The sequence below is a fragment of the Cytobacillus sp. Bac17 genome, assembly GCF_024519925.1.
In the GTDB taxonomy this organism is placed as follows: Bacteria; Bacillota; Bacilli; order Bacillales; family Cytobacillaceae; genus Cytobacillus; species Cytobacillus pseudoceanisediminis.
This window is the reverse complement of record NZ_JALJRC010000014.1, coordinates 84357-102299: the sequence shown is the minus strand read 5'-3', so window position 1 is coordinate 102299 and position 17943 is coordinate 84357. Positions and strand designations below refer to the sequence as shown.

The 17943-nt window shown below is 38.6% G+C and carries 18 protein-coding genes; 3 read left to right on the top strand and 15 right to left on the bottom strand.

The genetic code is table 11. The annotated features are described in order from the left end of the window. The first annotated feature begins 537 nt into the window (after positions 1 to 537). A complete protein-coding gene (locus NR125_RS16940) occupies positions 538 to 1545 on the top strand; it encodes an alpha/beta hydrolase family protein (RefSeq protein ID WP_206842819.1) in 1008 nt (335 codons plus the stop codon). Positions 1546 to 1610: 65 nt separating this feature from the next. On the opposite strand, the gene NR125_RS16935 is transcribed toward NR125_RS16940, so the two are convergent. Further along, positions 1611 to 2102, bottom strand: coding sequence for a restriction endonuclease (locus NR125_RS16935; protein WP_244671253.1), 492 nt, complete (start codon positions 2100 to 2102; stop codon positions 1611 to 1613). Between the two features lie 162 nt (positions 2103 to 2264). Next, positions 2265 to 3224 carry a 3-oxoacyl-ACP synthase III family protein gene (locus NR125_RS16930; RefSeq protein WP_206842816.1) on the bottom strand — a complete coding sequence of 320 codons (960 nt, stop codon included), beginning with the start codon at positions 3222 to 3224 and terminating at the stop codon, positions 2265 to 2267. 131 nt (positions 3225 to 3355) lie between these two features. On the opposite strand from NR125_RS16930, the gene NR125_RS16925 reads away from it, so the two are divergent. Both NR125_RS16925 and NR125_RS16920 read left to right on the top strand, forming a co-directional pair. Next, on the top strand, positions 3356 to 4159 hold the full coding sequence (locus NR125_RS16925) for a hypothetical protein (protein ID WP_206842808.1): 804 nt from the start codon (positions 3356 to 3358) through the stop codon (positions 4157 to 4159). A 92-nt stretch (positions 4160 to 4251) separates the two neighbouring features. Next, positions 4252 to 4524 (top strand): hypothetical protein, encoded by a 273-nt coding sequence (locus NR125_RS16920; protein WP_206842807.1) that lies wholly within the window; start codon positions 4252 to 4254, stop codon positions 4522 to 4524. Between the two features lie 111 nt (positions 4525 to 4635). On the opposite strand, the gene NR125_RS16915 is transcribed toward NR125_RS16920, so the two are convergent. The 13 genes from NR125_RS16915 to NR125_RS16855 form a co-directional block, all read right to left on the bottom strand. Next, the gene (locus NR125_RS16915; protein WP_256815761.1) at positions 4636 to 4794 is read right to left on the bottom strand and encodes a hypothetical protein; all 159 of its coding nucleotides are present in this window, start codon (positions 4792 to 4794) and stop codon (positions 4636 to 4638) included. Positions 4795 to 4877: 83 nt separating this feature from the next. Then, complete coding sequence (locus tag NR125_RS16910; RefSeq protein WP_206842803.1) at positions 4878 to 5852, bottom strand: hypothetical protein; 975 nt, start codon at positions 5850 to 5852, stop codon at positions 4878 to 4880. Positions 5853 to 5967: 115 nt separating this feature from the next. After that, on the bottom strand, positions 5968 to 6438 hold the full coding sequence (locus NR125_RS16905) for a hypothetical protein (protein WP_206842801.1): 471 nt from the start codon (positions 6436 to 6438) through the stop codon (positions 5968 to 5970). A 65-nt stretch (positions 6439 to 6503) separates the two neighbouring features. Next, positions 6504 to 8420 carry a hypothetical protein gene (locus NR125_RS16900; RefSeq protein ID WP_256815760.1) on the bottom strand — a complete coding sequence of 639 codons (1917 nt, stop codon included), beginning with the start codon at positions 8418 to 8420 and terminating at the stop codon, positions 6504 to 6506. Then, positions 8421 to 9878 carry an AAA family ATPase gene (locus NR125_RS16895; RefSeq protein WP_256815759.1) on the bottom strand — a complete coding sequence of 486 codons (1458 nt, stop codon included), beginning with the start codon at positions 9876 to 9878 and terminating at the stop codon, positions 8421 to 8423. 91 nt (positions 9879 to 9969) lie between these two features. Next, positions 9970 to 10830 (bottom strand): hypothetical protein, encoded by an 861-nt coding sequence (locus NR125_RS16890; protein WP_256815758.1) that lies wholly within the window; start codon positions 10828 to 10830, stop codon positions 9970 to 9972. After that, positions 10830 to 11414: an NYN domain-containing protein gene (locus NR125_RS16885; RefSeq protein ID WP_256815757.1), complete on the bottom strand. Its 585-nt coding sequence runs from the start codon at positions 11412 to 11414 to the stop codon at positions 10830 to 10832. The genes NR125_RS16890 and NR125_RS16885 overlap by 1 nt, the downstream gene beginning before the upstream one ends. Further along, positions 11411 to 11863 (bottom strand): hypothetical protein, encoded by a 453-nt coding sequence (locus NR125_RS16880; RefSeq protein WP_135148171.1) that lies wholly within the window; start codon positions 11861 to 11863, stop codon positions 11411 to 11413. The genes NR125_RS16885 and NR125_RS16880 overlap by 4 nt, the downstream gene beginning before the upstream one ends. A gap of 374 nt (positions 11864 to 12237) precedes the next feature. Then, complete coding sequence (locus NR125_RS16875) at positions 12238 to 12477, bottom strand: DUF1292 domain-containing protein (protein WP_206842775.1); 240 nt, start codon at positions 12475 to 12477, stop codon at positions 12238 to 12240. Between the two features lies 1 nt (position 12478). Then, a complete protein-coding gene (locus NR125_RS16870) occupies positions 12479 to 12940 on the bottom strand; it encodes a hypothetical protein (protein ID WP_256815755.1) in 462 nt (153 codons plus the stop codon). Positions 12941 to 12944: 4 nt separating this feature from the next. Then, the gene (locus NR125_RS16865) at positions 12945 to 14093 is read right to left on the bottom strand and encodes a replication-relaxation family protein (protein ID WP_206842773.1); all 1149 of its coding nucleotides are present in this window, start codon (positions 14091 to 14093) and stop codon (positions 12945 to 12947) included. Further along, complete coding sequence (locus NR125_RS16860) at positions 14083 to 14991, bottom strand: hypothetical protein (protein ID WP_206842763.1); 909 nt, start codon at positions 14989 to 14991, stop codon at positions 14083 to 14085. The genes NR125_RS16865 and NR125_RS16860 overlap by 11 nt, the downstream gene beginning before the upstream one ends. A 155-nt stretch (positions 14992 to 15146) precedes the next feature. Further along, on the bottom strand, positions 15147 to 17930 hold the full coding sequence (locus tag NR125_RS16855) for a type IV secretory system conjugative DNA transfer family protein (protein ID WP_206842761.1): 2784 nt from the start codon (positions 17928 to 17930) through the stop codon (positions 15147 to 15149). Between the last annotated feature and the right edge of the window lie 13 nt (positions 17931 to 17943).

Genomic DNA, 17943 nt, shown 5'->3' with positions numbered 1-17943 from the left:
ACCTAAATTGATTAAAAAAAGTATGGTTTGACCATAATGGGACTAATAAAAAGAAGAGTGAGAGGAAGAGAGATATGAGCAAAAAAAAAGAAAAGGATATTAAAAAGAAATTTGCTGAAGCAATGAAGAAATCCCAGCAAAGAACTGGAATGAAATTGCTTAAAGTAAAGGTGAAATAAAAAAAGACACCGGCTATCTTGGCCGGTGTTGGAGAGAGGAATAAAGAATCTGCTAGGGTTATACCTATAACAGAACAAATGTTCTTGTTTATTATACAAAAGATAGAAAGTATATACAACTAAAACATTTAAATAGGATGCTTTGCTTTTCCCTAGCAAGGTCACCCCCAGATTTCAAACCCTTTTTATGTATGTAATATTGCATTAAAAGGTTTTTTATTGTCCCATTATAGTTCACAATTCAAAAGTAAGAGAGATCAGCTAATATTATTAATATATTCTTTACATAGATTGTATTGAATTAATTTACATATTTTCCTATACTTAGTAAGTATTTTATTTGGGGAGTGATATGTAAATGATTGGAAACCTAAGAAAGATGGCCGCTTTACTTACTTTAACTTTAGTGTTAATAGTTTCTTCAGTTATTGTGAGCCCAGGAGCAGCAAATGCAGGATATGCAGATAATTACAACCGTCTATATTATGATTTATCAAGACTCGTTTATTCTGCAGAATACAGCTCTTATACTCGTAAAACTATCCAAGACGATCTTAACAGTAAGCATGGGGCGGGCAAATTTAAAGTTATTTCAGCAGTCGATGTTAATGCAGATGTCTACCATCCGATGAGTGCTTCTTCCAGTACTGGAGAATGGTTGAGACTGGATGGGACCGGTTTTAAAGCAATGGCAGTGGTTGCAGAAGGCAGCAATAAGTTATTTATCGCTTTCTCCGGTACAGATAAAAGCTGGAATTTCATACCGGACCTTAATGATGCCAACACTGCCAGAGAGACTCTATCAAGTAATGCACCTGGACAAAACTATCAGGCTCAGTTGTTTACAAATTATATTTATGAAGCTTTCCCGGCATACAGGAGTTATCAATGGTACTTTACTGGTCATTCATTAGGTGGTTGGTTAGCAACAAAGACATACTTAGATATACGCTCAGCTAATTGGTTACTTCCAGATAAATCAAAGTTTAAATATGGTGGGGGAATAAAGAAATCCTCTATTAGCGGCGTTTATACATTTAATCCCCTGCCAATGGGTAAATCACAAATCAGTTCTACACAATGGAATGCAAATAAGAACGGATTGTACGATACTGATGTGAAAAATTTATATCTGAATAATGAATGGCTTAATGGTGTATACGATATGAATACCGATAAAATGGATTACATTGGTTTTCAGGGTAGTATTAATTCAGAAAACATCCTCCATTACAGCAGACTTGACTATTTGAGTAAAGGACCAACTCTTGATCTAGTAGACTATGCAAGGCAGGCATTAACAGCACAGAAAGATATTCTAAATGCTCATGGCTTATCTAGATTAAGCCCTTATGTTTCTTATTAATTGTAAAATCAATGCCTAAAATTTTTATAAAAAGTCCGTAGTTATTGATAACTACGGACTTTTTTTCACGAACTCCAAAAGTGCTTTTTTTCAGCAGACGAGCTTTTTGAATTTAAAATTAATTCTACCAATTCATAGCGGTCTATTAATTTAACATTAGAAGATTGAGCTAGTTTTATCGCTGGTGTTGTAAAAAAGTTATTCGTAATTACCCAAGCCTCCTGAGCATTGTAATAATCCCAGGCTGTATTTATTTCTTGTACTGCCCTTATACCAACCTTCTTTTTATATCTTTTAGCTTGTATTACGACTTTAACGTCTCCTTCGAGTATAAGGTCAGCACCAAAGTCATTTGATGCTTTTGTTACCCTGACACGGAATCCGAGTTTATCAAAAAGGACTCTTAGATATTTTTCAAACTCATCACCCTTCATCAAATCTATTTCTTCTATACCTGCTTTATTAAGACGCTTGTTTAATTTAAATTGTTCAATAAAGTGATAAAGGATGAGCCCAATAAAAAATAAAAAGAACAAGATTAGCATACCATCTAACATGCTTCAATCCCCCGTAACAAACGCTTGGTTCATTTTGTTTGTTTTAAGTATACCTGACTCACTAAAGTAATCCATCAATAATTGGGTCTAAATCTACAAAAAATGAGCTTATAAAATCAAAGCTTGTCCTTTAAAGCCTCTTATTAGCTAAGGTTGAATCGATTACTTCCCCCACTTTATTAGTGCTGCTGACCAGGCTAAACCTGATCCAAAGCCTGCGAGGGCGACATAGTCTCCGTCTTTAATTCGTCCCTCTGTTACTTCATCAGCAAGAGCGAGTGCCACACTTGCTGAAGAGGTGTTGCCATAGTACTGGACAGCATGAGTGGCAACCTTCTCAATTGGGAAATCCAAGTTATATACCGCTTTTTCAATAATACGAAGGTTAGCCTGATGTGGAACAAGATAATCCAAGTCATCAAGAGTTAAATTCGCTTTTAGTAAGACCTCATTTACAATTATCGGAATGTATGTTGAAGCAAACTGAAAAATAGCCTCGCCATCCATTGACGGCCTATGGTTACTGTCTTCACTCATATACTCAGACCCGGATCCGTCAGAACCTACCGTTGATGATAAAAGGCCGAACCCTTCTGACACTTCTCCTACAATAGCAGCACCCGCTCCGTCGCCAAACAATATATTTACCTTTCTTTCCTTCTTATTTTCTAATACCATGTTTCGGGAACATTCATCTACACCAACTACCAACACTTTTTTCGCAAAGCCGGTCTGTACATACTGGAAGGCATTTAACAGAGCGAATACAAAACCAGCGCAGCCTACACTCATATCATATGCCCCAGCTGTCGTTGGGATGCCGAGGCGATTTTGAACTTGGCATGCAATAGAAGGATATATACGTTCCTGTGTAATAGTGGAGAGAATAACAAAATCAATTTCGGTTGGATCTACATTCGCATTCTCAAGTGCCGCTTTCCCTGCTGCATATGTCATGTCTATCATATTAATGCCTGGAATCGTAAATCTTCTTTCTTTGATGCCTGTCATTTTTTCGATAGATCTACCAGAAATGCCGCACTTCTCTTTGAAGTATTCATTTGTTACTACATAAGGTGGCAAATAGCTTCCTACACCAAGTATTCCTGCGCTTCTCAACATGTTCGTTTCTCCTTTTTTGACGAATTTTGGGGAACCCTCTTCAATAATATCCAATATTTTCATATTTTAGGAGGAATATGTATATTTTTGGCTAATTAATAAGGGGTAAAAACAAAATTAGGAGGAGAAAAATGAAGAAATTTAGTAGTATCGTATGTTGTACTCTGTTGTCTTCTGTTCTTTTATCACCGTATGCGGGAGCTGCAAGTGCCGCTGGGGGAGTTGAAACTCCATATTTCGACGGGGTGCAAGATCCTGTCGAGCAAGAGTTGGGAATTAATGTACTTGTGGATACTGATGAGCTATCAGTCTATCAGATCAATGAAGATGGTAAATTGTATGAGTATCGTGAGACGGTTACCTTTGTGAATGAAAAACAAGATATTACCGTTCAAAAATATGAAGTGAATGGTTCTGAGAAAGTACTTGTGGAAGAATACAGTACCTTAGTCACGGAGAATAAATTAACAGGTACTATTACTGTGGAAACTGAAACAGGTGAAACGGTAGAGATTAGTACTAAACAATCCTTCGGGGACAATCCAACAGTCATGCCAATGCCTATGGCAACATACTATGGCTCATACATTTCTGATGTTAGATATAGGTTTACTTCGAGCACTCAAGGTCAAGCTATCATGGCTGGCCAGAGTCCCTATTATAAGTATGCATCTAGGAAAGACGGAGACTTTATTAGGTTCCAAGGGCATGCTGATAACCTTAGAACTATAGAGAAAAACCTAGCAACCTTTGGGGTAGCTGGTTTTGCTGATGATATTGTAAAGGCATTAAGAGCTGGAAAGATTTTAAGTTATACCTTAATTAAAAACATTGTTAAAGGTGCGGTAAAGGTAGGACCATTTGGAGCTGCATTAAACTTATATTATTATGGTGCTGAATGGTTGAAGGCAAGAGATGATTATAGAAAAATATAAGTGAAAATTAAGCCACCGGTAGGATATCAATGTCACCCAGCCGGTGGTATAATTTTTACATATTTAACAATTATTACAAAAAGGATGGTAACGTGCGAGTACTAATATTTATTTTAATTCTTTTATTAGCGGCGCTGATCTCCAAGGGTATTGAAAAAGTAGCGGGCATCTCAAATAAAGGTTTTACAAATGCTCTTTACTTCCTATGTGTAGGTATAATTTCTTCAGTCACTTACTTTTTAGTCGATAATGAATTGCAGCTATTTGTATCAACTTTAGTCATAATAGGATTTGGCTTAACCATTGTCTACTTCATAATAGGGATTATCCGTAAGAATCAGGGGAAAACGAATGAAATACACTGATAACAGTAAAACCATAAAACAAAAACCCTCAATATGCTACTAATGCGCATATCGAGGGTTTTATTAATTATATAAAGAGAGTTTAGTCATATAACTTGGAAGATTCTGAAGTTAATCAACTATTTTCCAGGCTACTTCACTATATGTTCCCTCTTCTCGAATTATAGATTTAATGTCCGGATGACTGGCATCTTGCTTCGCCTTTTCTTCGATTGTCATCCCTTCATCATATTCATACTCTTCTGGATCATACTCCCAAGTTACGGTCATTGATAATTGAATTTTTTTAGGCATTGATCTTATCCTTTCTAGCTTAATCATTATTCTGTCAAATCGGCAAAATTATGGTTTAATCACCCGGCGGCAGTATCTAATTCTACAAAACATCCACATGCCCCGTAATCGAATATATCATATTGCATTGGCTGTTGTTTTAATTCATATAGGGATTTGGTTTTCATGAACGTAAACGGCTTCTTAATATCTTCACCGTGACGATTTTTACCGAATCTCCAATTCTTAGTATAGGGATGAGTGTCTATTATGTGTTGGATTTTTGCTGACTTCTCACCGGTTGAAACAAACTCCCAGACATCCTTATACATATAGTCTTTACATTTTCCGCTTTTAATGGCAGGTTGCTTTGTATAACGGATATAATCGCTTATAACAATTTCTTGTTCCATTAACTCAATAAAGCTCTTCTCGTCTTTCATAAAGAGGTTTTTGAAATGAGCTTGGCCCCCCTTTATGCATTTACCACCACAATTATTATGGTGGAAACCTTTGGAATAAAGCTGTCCGGGCAAAATAGAATATTTCCTTAAAGACTCATCGATGTTTATGTCATGGTAAATGAGCGGATTTACAACCTCATAAGGTGCCCAGTTGATTTTAATGGGCTCTTCCCGGTGTAACTCATTGACGCCTATACCAAAGTATAAAGTCGCATTACTAATAAAGTCATCCGTTTTAATATACTTCTTGTTATGCCATACTTCTATTTCAGGTTTAATCCCCTTTTTAATGTAATCGGATGCTACTTTCATTTTCAATTCTTTCGAGCACGAACCAACTCGGGAATTGGCCATGAATTTTTGCTTTACCATTAATTGTGGCGGAGTCAAACCCCTACTATGTATTAACATAGGGAGCTCCAAGCGATTTGAAGCATCTATAATAAATCGATAGAGATCAAAGTCTTCCCACTTCACATCGGTAAAGTATAATAGAATACTATGTCCTTTCAAATGTCCGTATTGCTCCTTTACCCAAGCGGCTACAGCGAAACTAGCATTTCCCCCTGATAGAAATACGATATGATTCATATTTATATTCCTCCTTAAAAAGGTATCAAATTTGTCCTTATCCATATATAAGAAATTAAGGTTAATTTTCCGAATTGTGATTTTATTAAGTAGATAACTATTTTAGAGTTTTCTATTATTCGAATAGTCTCATCTGATTTTGCTGCTTCACATAAGCGTACTTCCCACAGCAAATCACTTCTTCTGCCCCAAGTACAGGCTTATTGGCTCCTGCTAGAGTAAATAGCGGCGTATGGTAAGGGTTGTAATGCACTTGGAGAAAATCGCCCGGTACTAACTCATTTATGCCGACCAATTCTCCTCTAATATAGGCATGCACTCTTTTCCGCTTCTCCTGAATAGTCTTTTGTCTCCCGCTCTCGGAAACGATGAATCGAACATTCCGGAGCATAACCGTGCTGCAGTGTGAGAGAACCAGTCCAGATTTAGAACAGCGGATGCTATATCCATTGTTCGTGTGTAAATTCCTATACACGTCTACCATCTGCTGTGGTACAACCTTTCTGTCTTTGAATGGTGTAAAAAACATTCCATTTTGGTTAACTGATTCCCCAATTAGATTGCTAGTATTGAAGCTGCTTAACATCTGAAAACCCTCCTTAAAAAATTTTTAACCTATTAAAAAACCGCCCTAATGGACGGTCAAGGTTTTTACTTCCGGCGTTGCCGAATAATTCTTTTTACTTGTTTCTGCAGTTCCCGAGCAATGTTCTGTTCCGAAAAAATAGCGCGGCCAGGATACATGTCTCGAACAGTTTGAATAGTATGGGGACTTGGTTCTCCTACAAATAGACATAGAACATCAATTCCCTGTTTCTCTGCCTTCTCCACCATATTTCGTATAGTCTCAGGACCTTCTCCATGTTCAAAAACAGGAAGACCATCAGATAGGATAATGGCTAATCGGATATCCTCTGGACGCTTTATTAGCTGATCAAGAGACCACTGTAAAGCTAATGTGTCACGATTCCCCAATTCCGGCTTTATTGCCCCTAAGTAACTCTTTTCTTCCTCACCATAGCGGTGTGGATTTGGCTTAATAGGATAGATAATGGTTTCATCATCTTCCGTAAACGCATGAGCTGTTGTAGGGATGCCTGCCTCCACACATGATTCTAAAAGAAGCAGCATGGCTTTCTGAATCTCCTGATAAACGGGAATACCACCAGGTAGCAAGCACCAAGTGGATCCACTAATATCTCCTAATAAAGAAACAAAAGCATTTCCCTTTGGTGTTCCCGCTTTGTATTTCTGAAAGACATTCGAGTCACTACAATGGACCGCTTTCCAGGCTTTGTTTGGCATGAAGCGGCCACTGCGGACGTTCTTCCTCACTTGTTCCTTCTCACCTTCCAGAAGCTCTCTGAGAGCTTTTGAAGTAGGCTTAATGAAGCGTTTAATTTCTCCGCGTAGTTTGGCGTATTCGTTAGCATTTTGTCTATGGTACGCTTTTATAACGATCTCTTCGTTAAGACGTGTTTTCTTTTCTGGAATCTCAATAGATACCTCATCATTCTTTTCTTCAAAGTCACTTACTAATTCATCAGCTTCTTTAAAGTCTTTTTCCTGCTGCTTCTCTTCTATCCGGATAATATGAGAAAAATCAGGCTTAGATGGCTTCTCTTTGTCACTTTCGTCAGTTTCCTCTGGTTCTTTGCCTTCGGATTCATTCATTGAGCCAGTGGTGTTTTTTTCAGTTGAACTCTCTTGTTCTCTAGCAGAGTCTTCTTTTGCTATCTCGACTTGAACAAGGATACTCTGAGCATTTTCTCTCGTTTCTTTTGAATCCCCCCACTGCTGTCCATCCTCGTGTGAATCAGATTGGTAATCTGCAGGCGGTTGGTCCATTTCCATATCATTTAACTCCATCCACTCGGCTAAAGTTGGCCAAACCTCCTTCATGATGGAGGAAACTAGCTCTAAGCATTCCTTGGTAGAGGGAGCAAACCGTAATTCCTCAATTTTCTCCTGGACGGTGTTGACCAGTTCAACCGCTTCTGGCAGCCAACCCTCTAAATCGTTCATCCCTAATACTCTGGAAGAATAACAATCTTGGAAGTCCTGGATAGGATTTTCTCCTATACCTTCCTCCCGGATTCCAAATCTCCACTCATAATTTGTAAAATCTACATAATCTTTATAAGTAGGGAATTTAAGAACCACAAAGTTTTCCATCCTTCCGTCCATGCTCATGTTTCCAAAGAATTGAAGCCATTGACTGGGATACTTGGGACTTGAAAAGTCTTTCCAGTCCTCAAGCCTTGTAGAATGGTTGTCTACCTGCCATTGAACATAATCCGGAAGGTAATCAAACTCAATATGACCTCTTTCATGGAGACCATGTCCCTTTCGTAGAATACGGCATTCTTCAGGAGAAAAGAGTCGATGATGTTCCGTTTGAACTTCATACTTGACCCAAATGGTTTCTCCATCTGTATATGAGGTTGAATCATCAGTCCAAAGAAAGCCAAAATCTTTGCCTCCAAATAAAGAACGAAGAGTGCGTTTTAAACGCACTCCTTCTCTTTGCTTAACCTTTTCCTGGCGTAATGAAAGAGCGGTAGTCATCTACATAGCCCCCTTCATATATTCTTCTTCCTCTTTCGATGTCGGGAAGTCTTTCCAGGCTTCAGTCCGAATCATATCTCTAGCAGACATGTACTCATCAAGGTCCTCGATTTTGTTGATAATATAGTCCTCGATTACCTCAGTTTTTGTGTCATTAGTTACTCCATAATCACAAAAATATTCCGCAGCATCGATATAGCCACGTAAGGTATCAGCAGCATGTCCTTGAGACTCCTCTGAAATCAGCTTGCTTATAGCGTTTTTCACTTTTTCAAGAAACATCAGAGCATGGAGGTCATCCAAACCTGTTTTCTTCTCGATTAACTGTTTAAAGTCGGTTGTATATGGAAGTCGAAGGATTGCAAAGCGATCTTTTAGTGCATCGTTCAGTTCCTTCACTCCTTGATAGCCTTCACCCACGTTCATACTTCCGACAATGACGGAATGATCATGACGGTGAATGGATCCTATTGGAGTAGCTAACACTCTGTTTTCATCTGCAACGGAATGAAGGATCGAGGTAACATCCCCAACAAGCATATTGATTTCGGCCATGTTGACAATGCCACCATATTTAATCACCTTTGCAAACTCAGAAGGGTCGAATGTTGATTCTCCATTCCTAAAGGCCGGTTCCCCAACTAAACTTTCTTTAGTTTCATCTTTGTTCCCAACATAAACAGTCATTGGTAAACCAAGGATCCAAGAGATCGTGTTGATTAAAGTATCTTTACCGCTCCCTTTATTTCCTATCAGCAAAAGGTCTTTGCCTTTTAAGATGTGTCGTAATGAGCGGGCCAACATCTCTCCCTGATATGGAAAATTAGGTTTTTGAGGCTCAATTGTCATTGGTCTAAGTCCAACTGTAGTATGAATCTCAGCTCTCCTGGCTTGTAGCTTGGAGATCATTCTGGTAGATAGGCCTTCATTTTGAAGATGCTCCTGGATTTCGTTCCAACCCGCTTTCCAGTTCCTTTTTAAAACGGGTGCTGGAATTGAGGGGGATGCTGGAATAGCCGCTGCAGGAGCGGTAGAAGAAGTACTTGGTTCTTCTTCTACCGGCTCTAGCAATTCAAAAAGACTATTCATGCTAGAGTATTCCTTATCCTCTTTGGGAAAAGGCAATGCTTCTATCCCGGCAATATCAAAACCAAATGAAGCCTTCTCTACCTGAAATCCTACTTTTTCTGCTATAGCGGCGCCGAGTACTAAATGGGTACATTGGCTATTCTTTTCGTTTTTCTCACAATAGTGATAGAACTTAGCCTTACCTTTCTCTGCTTCATCTGAAACGATAAAGGCATGAGGTTCCAAGTCTTTAAATTTCACCCGATAGACCTGCTGAGCTTTGGGACTATTTAAGCTTTCGATTCTTTCAACGGTCTCAGGAACCTTCTCCCCTACCATCTGAATAGTTGCTTCTGGTAATTTCATTCTTTTAAAAACTGCTTTTGCCATTTTAAATCTCTCCTTAAAAAGTAATTTGGACTATCTTAAAAAACAGAAAAGAGCCAGTACCTATGTACTGACTCCTCTTCAATAATGAATATTAAGCTGCTCCTGAACCCTCAATGACAGGTGCCTTTGATGCGTCTACACGTATCCGGTCGTTATTCAGCCAGCCGGTTACATTTATGATCTGATCGACACCTAAGTGGTCCATGTAAGCTTTATGTTGCTTTGTTACCACTACCTCAACCTCTTGTCGTTTATGGGTCAAAGCATGGAATATGCAGCTGCCATCTCGGTTGAATTTCGGTAAATCAAGGACCTTGATCCGAAAAACAGATGGAGAATTATTATTACCACTCGAATTGTTATGGTTATCACCAGTAGGCTTTTCAGGGGATTGATCCTCTTCTTCACCTTCCGCACCGTCCATTTCTTCTGCCGATGCGATTCCTGTACCGATAAGCCCATAACCTAAAAAGCCTAATGCCCGGCCAATGGCACTGGTTTCAGCCACCTCGAGCGGATTATCTCGTTCTGCCCCACTGGCATTTTCTCCTAAAGGAATTAACGAACTGCCAGTAGCCTTACCAAGTAATTCTGATTCAATGGTAACGCTTAAGCTTTTTCCTTGATTACTTATAGCAGGCTCGTTGAAATGCAGAAGTTTGCCAGCCTTGCGATGGTCATCCCTAGCCATCTTAACCCGGCCGTTGACTGCCATGTATGGATAAGAAACCGATACATATGTACCGTTCTTAGTAGCAAAGAAACCAAGCTCAGATGCATGAGAATCAATGTCTACCTGGGTCTGACTAACTTTTACATTTTGAGGCAACAACACAACAAATTCATGATATTCAGCTGGAATTTGTTTTTTTGCCTGTTCATAACGAATTTTGGCCTCTTCAATGATTTTTTTCCCTTTTTCCATTGCCCATTTAGGTGTTGTAGTCGCCATTATGCAACACTCTCCTTTTTAAATGTTCTTGTATTTGTTCTTTCCTGTCTCAAAATATGATTGGAAGGAATCTTTTTAAGAACATCACTAAGGCGAATGACTTCATCTACTGCTTCTACCATATGCTTTGCTGGTGTATCAAAAGAGACAATTGCTTTTACAATCGTGCCATTCTCTCTCGCGCGTTGAATAGCAGGTACGATATCCCCATCCGCTGAAAAAACGTAGATTTCATCATAACCTTCTAATGATAGATCCACCAAATCTAGCGAAAGGAGGACATCTACTCCTTTTGAAATAAACTTCTTTTCATGGTCTTGCACCACGAAGCCTTTATGAACACTAATTCCATCACGGATAAGAGCTCTAAAAAATTTCTCTCTTAGTTCGTATCTTTGAGGCTCTAATTTCTTAGGAACATTAGCGCCATAAAAGTGATACTCAGCTGGCAGTGAGCTATTAATAAAAAATGTTTCAATCGTCTTGTAAAAAGAATTCCAAGGTTTGATTCCTTTAATTCCCAATTTATGAAGTTGTGCCATTGCATTCATTTCATCAATAAGTACGGCTGATTTTTTAGTCATCCGATTTCTACCTCCAATTGTAATTGATAGTCATAATAGGGAAGATACGATAGAGCATGAGTTGGAACTCCATGCCCTGTTCGTTTCTCTATCATGAAACACCATTCATTTGCACCAAATGGAACAGCTAATATACTGATCTCATTGTGCGGTAACTTCCAAAGAGGACCCTTTTTATGTAGACCTTTCTCTAGAAGAAGTTTCTCTGGAATATTTCCATTAAAAAAGAGCTTCAAGCTGCGACAACGAAAGCAACCCGCTCGTTTGATTTGAACAAACCGCGAACTTACTTCGTCTAATGTAAGCTGAGAAGTGAGGACAGTAATAATACGTCCAAAAGCTCCTTCACTCACACGCACACTTGAAACTCCTTTTCCTGTTACAACACTGTTAGTGTCCAAGTCACTGGCTGCTGAGTCCCAAACGGTCATCATGCGCAGCAGGTCCATCTAGATCACCAACCCTGAGTAAGAGCGGAAGCGGGACTTGTGAAATTTCCCTATTCCCTCCATAAACTCAACCTTCTTGTTAAAAATGTGTGTTTTCATCAATTACTCCTCCTTAAAAAAGTTTTAGGTGCTTTAAAATACAAAAAAGCCCTCTAAGAGAAACGAATCAATTTGTATTCATAAGAATACATTCGTTCACTCTTAGAGCGCTTTCTTGTTACAAAGTGTCCCTTCTGCATAGAGGGGATGTGAAATGGTTAAAGTTAAATAATATACCTTATATTACCACGAAATTTAGAAGTCTAGCAACCAAATAAAAAGAACTTTCAATCCTTTGTAGGGTGAAAGTTCTTTATTTATATATCAATAGAGGACTACTCATTAGGTGATTTCCGATAGATCCTCTCAACCACTTTAAATTCTTCTTCATCGGTTATATCAGTAAAGCCGGTATGGCCAGTATTGTCTATGGTAAGTTGGGCGAACGAAATCCCCTCATCATCCTGAAGAACAGCAAATCTTTTTGAATTAACATCGATAAGCTTAATGAGGGAAACATCATCATGAGTTTCACCTTCTTCATTCACTAACACCATTCCTATAGGCTGAATCACTCTATTTCCCCTCCTGTGTTTCTAAATAATAGTCATAATACTTAAACATACTTTCCTTATCTAAGTATCTGTATTTTATAAATTGATGAAGGACCGCTTCAAATGATTCCTTTCGCATGGAATAAATCCTTTTATAGGCGCCTGGAGAGGCCGTGACGTTGTTATATTTAAAGTTTAGGAGCTCTAAGGTATGTTCGTAAACCTCAGTTTGCTCTTTCGTCATAAGAACGTAAGGAATGGTTTTATACTCTTCTGTTTGGTATCTTGCAATGATTTTTAAGCGAATCGAATTTCTAATATCAGGTGGCATTAACTCAGGAAACACAATCCAATTAGCTAATGTGGTCAGGGCAACACCGAACTTGTTTAATTCTAAATATTCATAAAGGCCCGTTAGGTTGGTTTCAAAGGACAATAATCCCCAAAATTCCTTCCCCAATTCCATAATCTCGTTATTTATCACGGTTTTATTCCTCAAATTCATCCTCATCCTCTATTTCAAAAGTCTGTGATGCGAAGAACTCTGTAGCAGACATACCTGCATAATCATCTGATAAAAAGTTAATGGGTGAGCGTTTCATTTGATTTGTTTGGTGGTCGTATAAAAGGAAACTATCTACTCCAATTCCCATTAGTAGTCTTTCATCAGTTGTATATCGCACTTCAACGGAAGGCATATGTTCTTCTGCGAGCCGGGCAATGTAGGGAATCCTTGAATCACTGTCTAATATGACAATAACCCTCTTCGGCTGTTCTTGTAAGGGTAGTTTCTCAAATGCAAGCTGAGTCTTTTGAAAGCGGCTGGTCACATGTTCAATCCAATCAGGTGTAATTCGGAATATTTCAACCCAGAACGTAAGGAATTGACCCTTATCTTTGATTAGTTCAGTTGCTATACCTGGTTTATGGGTAGTTCCATCCTTTAAGCGGATAGATGGCTTGCGCTCCCAAGAAATGACACGATCGAGTCTCTTAAATTCAGAGAATAATTCATTACTGACCAAATCATGAAAGAATCCCGACATTTTAGGACCTCTTGAGTGATTGAAGACGACTGGTTGGAAAATGAATTCTTTTGGTACTTCTCTTTGGAACAGGACTTGAGCGGCAGCGGCTCCAATTCTAGTGAGTCCATAAATTAAAGGCTTCTTTTTACCGTTATTGCATGGAGTAACCCATGAAAAGGCAGTAATGATTCCCCTTTTTCTGCACTTCTTGATAAAATCCCTAATCTTTAGGTCACTGTCTTCATGCTCAAAGACCACTCGTTGAATCTGATTCCGGGTAGCGATTCTATTTGTGGACAAGAAGTCAATTAAATTTAGCTCTTTGTCAGTAAATGAATGCTTCTCCATTCGCTCATTAAGCCAATACTTTCCGCTATGGTTCCCTTCCCTCGGTTGGTAAAACACCATTGTTGCATAAGGATCGGCATATAATCCAAACATCGATCCATCAGGAGGAAGATATTTAAGAATATCACTTGGGCTTGTTTCAGGATCGTATGGATTGTTTGTAGCTAAAGGCAATTCAGCTAACTTCTTTGGGGAAGAAGTTAGCCTGCCTTTCATGAGCGGATCATTAATATCTAATTGTGCGGTAAGGTTATCTGCCATATTGATAGCTCCGGTTTGATTTGTTTTTATAGTTTTGGTTCGGTGTGATAATAAGCCCTTTGATTCTGCGTTCCTTAACATTGATATCCTGAATTTTGAAGTTTACTTCATCTCCAACTTGAAGGCGAGCTCCGTTTGATCCAGGTGGAAAGCCGCTGCGAACTGTAATTCCTCTAGGCTCCAAGCTGATAAAAATTCCGTGATCTACGTGAATCTTTGTGATGGTGCCTAAATAAGTGGACTTTTCTTTGTATTCATTAATGAAAGACATTGGGTCAACTTCCAGTGCTTTCTTGCTGACAGAAATGTTTCCTTCAATGGCTCTTTTCTCTTCTGCTGTTGGTTCGTCACCTTCGATTTCTAAATCCGGATTGGGTTTGTTAATTTCTAGAACCTTCACATCGATGGTTTCTCCAATGAAGATCTCTTCTCTTAGGTCATCGGAAAACACGTACGAAAACTCATCGCGATGCATTCTTGTAGGGACACCGCTAACGAGTAGGTATACATGATAACGGTCAACACCGCGAACAAATGCAGGATAGATATCCCCCGGCTTTCCATTTTTCCAAAAACGTCTTGCTGATTTTTCAAGTGCTAGAATACGGTTTGCAGCAAAAATCTGATCATCAAAGCTTACATAAGAGACAACAAATTCAAAAGTCTTTCCGACAAAGTTCTGAATTCCTCTAAACTCATAGGTATCAATAAAGCTAGTAGGCAGATACCCATAAATGCCATTGTAATTCAGTTTCAAGCACTCTTGCTTTAGTTCTCCTAGTTCAAAATATTCGATACCAATGGCTTTCGCTGTTAATACATTTCCTGCACGCTGGGATTCTTTTATGTCTGCCCAAGCTGCTGCTCTTTCAGCTTCAATTTCATTCGATAAATACATATACCACACTCTCCTTTTAAAAGTTCCTGAAAACAAAAAAAGAACCGCTTCAAGCCTTTAATGGCTGAAACGGTTCTTCCGTTGTTTTGGGTTTAATTTAATTGTAATGCTTATTTATTAATATAAGGAATTACTGGAAGGAATGCAATAGTTTTTTACAAATCATCTTCCACTATTTCAAGATTTTCGGTAATACCGCTAGAATTTGGTACCTTTTGATTGTCTTTATTGAAATTCCGAGAAGCAGCGGCCTCTTCTACAGCTTTTAGGAGGCTATCAACAGATTCATTAGTTTCTTTATCTGGAATGCTATGAATATGACTTTCACTTCCACTCGTCTCTTCTGTATTCGGTGGTGAGGTAATCATATCTTGCAAAGTTAATTGTTGAGTACTCATTTCTTCATGATTTTCGACGTTAGCTTCACTAAGCTTTTTTTGTTTAGGTGGTTTAGCGATTACCCCTGTCTCAACTTCTTTGAAAAGAAGAGTACCTTGGGAAACTTCTTTATCCTCAAACACATAGGTGCTGTCAATGTCATCCATTATATCATTAAAGCGCCATTTATCATTAGGATCATCCGTTTGGTTGTCCACTGTTGTTTCAGGTTCATCTATATCTTTTGGTTGAGTTGCAGTAGATGCTAGTGGTTCATTCGGTGACTCCACTTTAGTATCTTTACTTCCTCCGCCTTCTGCGTTTTCCATAGATGGGAATTCATCGCTTAATCCGCTAAGATGACCCAATGCTGAATCTACTAGGTTGTACTCAGTGTCGTCAGTCTCTTCTGACTGCTCGGACTTTATATCCAACTGCTTTTTAAAGTAACGCTTAAGAAACTTGGACTCGGATACAAATGTACCCGTCGCGATTCTTGCATCCTCTAACGATTCATCCTCATTAACAAGTTGTACAATCATATGTTTAAACGGAAGTCGAGCAATATCAGATGGGGTAAAAGCCGGTGCTAATATTTTCTGTGTATTGTGACGGTATCCCCATTGCTGCTTTTCAATTGTAACCGGTGTGGTTGATTCGTTTAGGGATTCTTCTACAAACTTATCTTCTAAGAATGTCTCTGAGAATATTTTGTTGTCATCAACCACTCCACGTCCAAACACTGTCTTGGAAGAAGCGTTTGTCATAATCGTTTGTCTATATCCCTTAATTACTGTCTCAAGTTGACCCAAAGACTGGATAGCAATTAATGAGCCAACGTTGTAAGAGCGTCCTAAGGTGAGCATGCGTTCAAAAGCCTGATTGATATAAAGCGGAAATTCATCGACATTAAAGAAAATAGGAATCCGTTTGTATATTCTTTTGTTTTCATCACTTCCGATTTCCGCGCCATCCTTGGGACGTCGGAATACTGCACTTTGAAACTGACGGATAAAGAATTGGCCAAATAAGAGGGATAACTCCTCAAGCTCACCAAGAGCGGTGTTGATTAGAAGGACTCCGCCATTCTCTAAGAAGTCATCTAAATTTAAAACATTTTCTCCGTCTTGTGAAATCATAAGCTGACTCAACATAGCGTTCATGGAGATGTCGTTCAAATACTTTTTAGCACCAGTTACGAATTTATCTTTTTTACTCTCAACCATTTGTTTCCCTGCATAGCGGTGCCCTTCAGGATATAAAACAGGTTTTATCTCGTCTTTATCTCTGAAAGTCTTATAATCCAATACATCATCCTCAAAATATCGTACAATCCCATCCCATTGATTTAATACCTTCTCTGGCATGGACTCATTTTTATGATGTTCCTCAATTATGGCTCTAGCTCTTTCCGTTAAAGTAGCTAAGTAGCGGGCATCTAGAAACATTTGTTGTATGTGTGTTATATTCGTCAAATTTCCAAACAGTATTTTTGCCAGCATCGTGTAGAATGCGGCTGTTTCCTCCTGCTGTCCTTTGAAAAAGGTATCTTGATTTTCCGTCAGCGCCGTTATCGTCCCCCGGAAGGATTCGGCAGCAGCACCTATCGGCCCATAAAACGGGTTGAATTTTGTAGATTGGTCTTTTGTCGGATCGATTACCATGATTTTTTCATCTGGAACACCTAACTCTTTTGCAAGTTTTACTACATCATCTACTAAGTCACCTTTCGGCTCAAGAACAACAATTCCTCCAGGTATTCCCTTTGAAATCTTTATTAAATCCTGTGCAATTCTGACTAAAATAGCAGTACTTGTTTTACCACTACCTGTTGCTCCATTCACTAGTTCATGTAGAAACCGTTGTTTCTGCTTTAAAATTAGCGGTTTTTTGGTTTTCTTATCCCAGCCCACAATGACATCAAATTGGTCATATACCAGATTGTGCGAAAACCGAGCAAGAGGGGGGAATTGCCACTTAAAGAATTGGTCTCTGAGAATATCCTTATTAATCGCATAATGACGATAGTAGACAACCAAAAGGATAAGGGTGAAAAATACAGGCAAAAAGTACAAAAGCTTAATTAAGGAATCCATGTTTGTGACCAACAATTGATTATATTGGTTGGGATCTACTCGAATAGGACCAATTAATGGTTCATAATTTTCATGAATGTATTTTGCTGCAGAGGCCCATAAGAGAAAGATAAAGGGGATAATATTCCTGATAAAGGCATGCAGCCTACCCTTCTCCTCCTTTGTCCAATCAACTTTAATTTTAAAACCATCTTTTATTGGCTGAGTGATTGTTGAGTAAAACCACGTCAGCAACGGTAGATAGACAATCAGTAAGTATGATGGCCAATTTACATTAACAAAGTGAGGAATAAAAAATGATATCCCAAAACATAATTTGAACCAGGTTAAAAATCCGATAATCCCTAAAGACATGTTAAGCAATGTTAAAACCTGTACAGCTCTTGTGTGGAAAATCATCCTTATCCAATGTTCAACACTTTCATAGTCTCTCACCCACGCCTTAAACTTTTCAATATTTGTCACTCTAATCTAACTC

Coding starts and splice junctions, on each gene's coding strand:
- NR125_RS16940 (WP_206842819.1), top strand. CDS start 538: ATGATTGGAAACCTAAGAAAGATGGCCGCTTTACTTACTTTAACTTTA.
- NR125_RS16935 (WP_244671253.1), bottom strand. CDS start 2,102: ATGTTAGATGGTATGCTAATCTTGTTCTTTTTATTTTTTATTGGGCTC.
- NR125_RS16930 (WP_206842816.1), bottom strand. CDS start 3,224: ATGTTGAGAAGCGCAGGAATACTTGGTGTAGGAAGCTATTTGCCACCT.
- NR125_RS16925 (WP_206842808.1), top strand. CDS start 3,356: ATGAAGAAATTTAGTAGTATCGTATGTTGTACTCTGTTGTCTTCTGTT.
- NR125_RS16915 (WP_256815761.1), bottom strand. CDS start 4,794: ATGACCGTAACTTGGGAGTATGATCCAGAAGAGTATGAATATGATGAA.
- NR125_RS16910 (WP_206842803.1), bottom strand. CDS start 5,852: ATGAATCATATCGTATTTCTATCAGGGGGAAATGCTAGTTTCGCTGTA.
- NR125_RS16905 (WP_206842801.1), bottom strand. CDS start 6,438: ATGTTAAGCAGCTTCAATACTAGCAATCTAATTGGGGAATCAGTTAAC.
- NR125_RS16900 (WP_256815760.1), bottom strand. CDS start 8,420: ATGACTACCGCTCTTTCATTACGCCAGGAAAAGGTTAAGCAAAGAGAA.
- NR125_RS16895 (WP_256815759.1), bottom strand. CDS start 9,878: ATGGCAAAAGCAGTTTTTAAAAGAATGAAATTACCAGAAGCAACTATT.
- NR125_RS16890 (WP_256815758.1), bottom strand. CDS start 10,830: ATGGCGACTACAACACCTAAATGGGCAATGGAAAAAGGGAAAAAAATC.
- NR125_RS16885 (WP_256815757.1), bottom strand. CDS start 11,414: ATGACTAAAAAATCAGCCGTACTTATTGATGAAATGAATGCAATGGCA.
- NR125_RS16880 (WP_135148171.1), bottom strand. CDS start 11,863: ATGGACCTGCTGCGCATGATGACCGTTTGGGACTCAGCAGCCAGTGAC.
- NR125_RS16865 (WP_206842773.1), bottom strand. CDS start 14,093: ATGGCAGATAACCTTACCGCACAATTAGATATTAATGATCCGCTCATG.
- NR125_RS16860 (WP_206842763.1), bottom strand. CDS start 14,991: ATGTATTTATCGAATGAAATTGAAGCTGAAAGAGCAGCAGCTTGGGCA.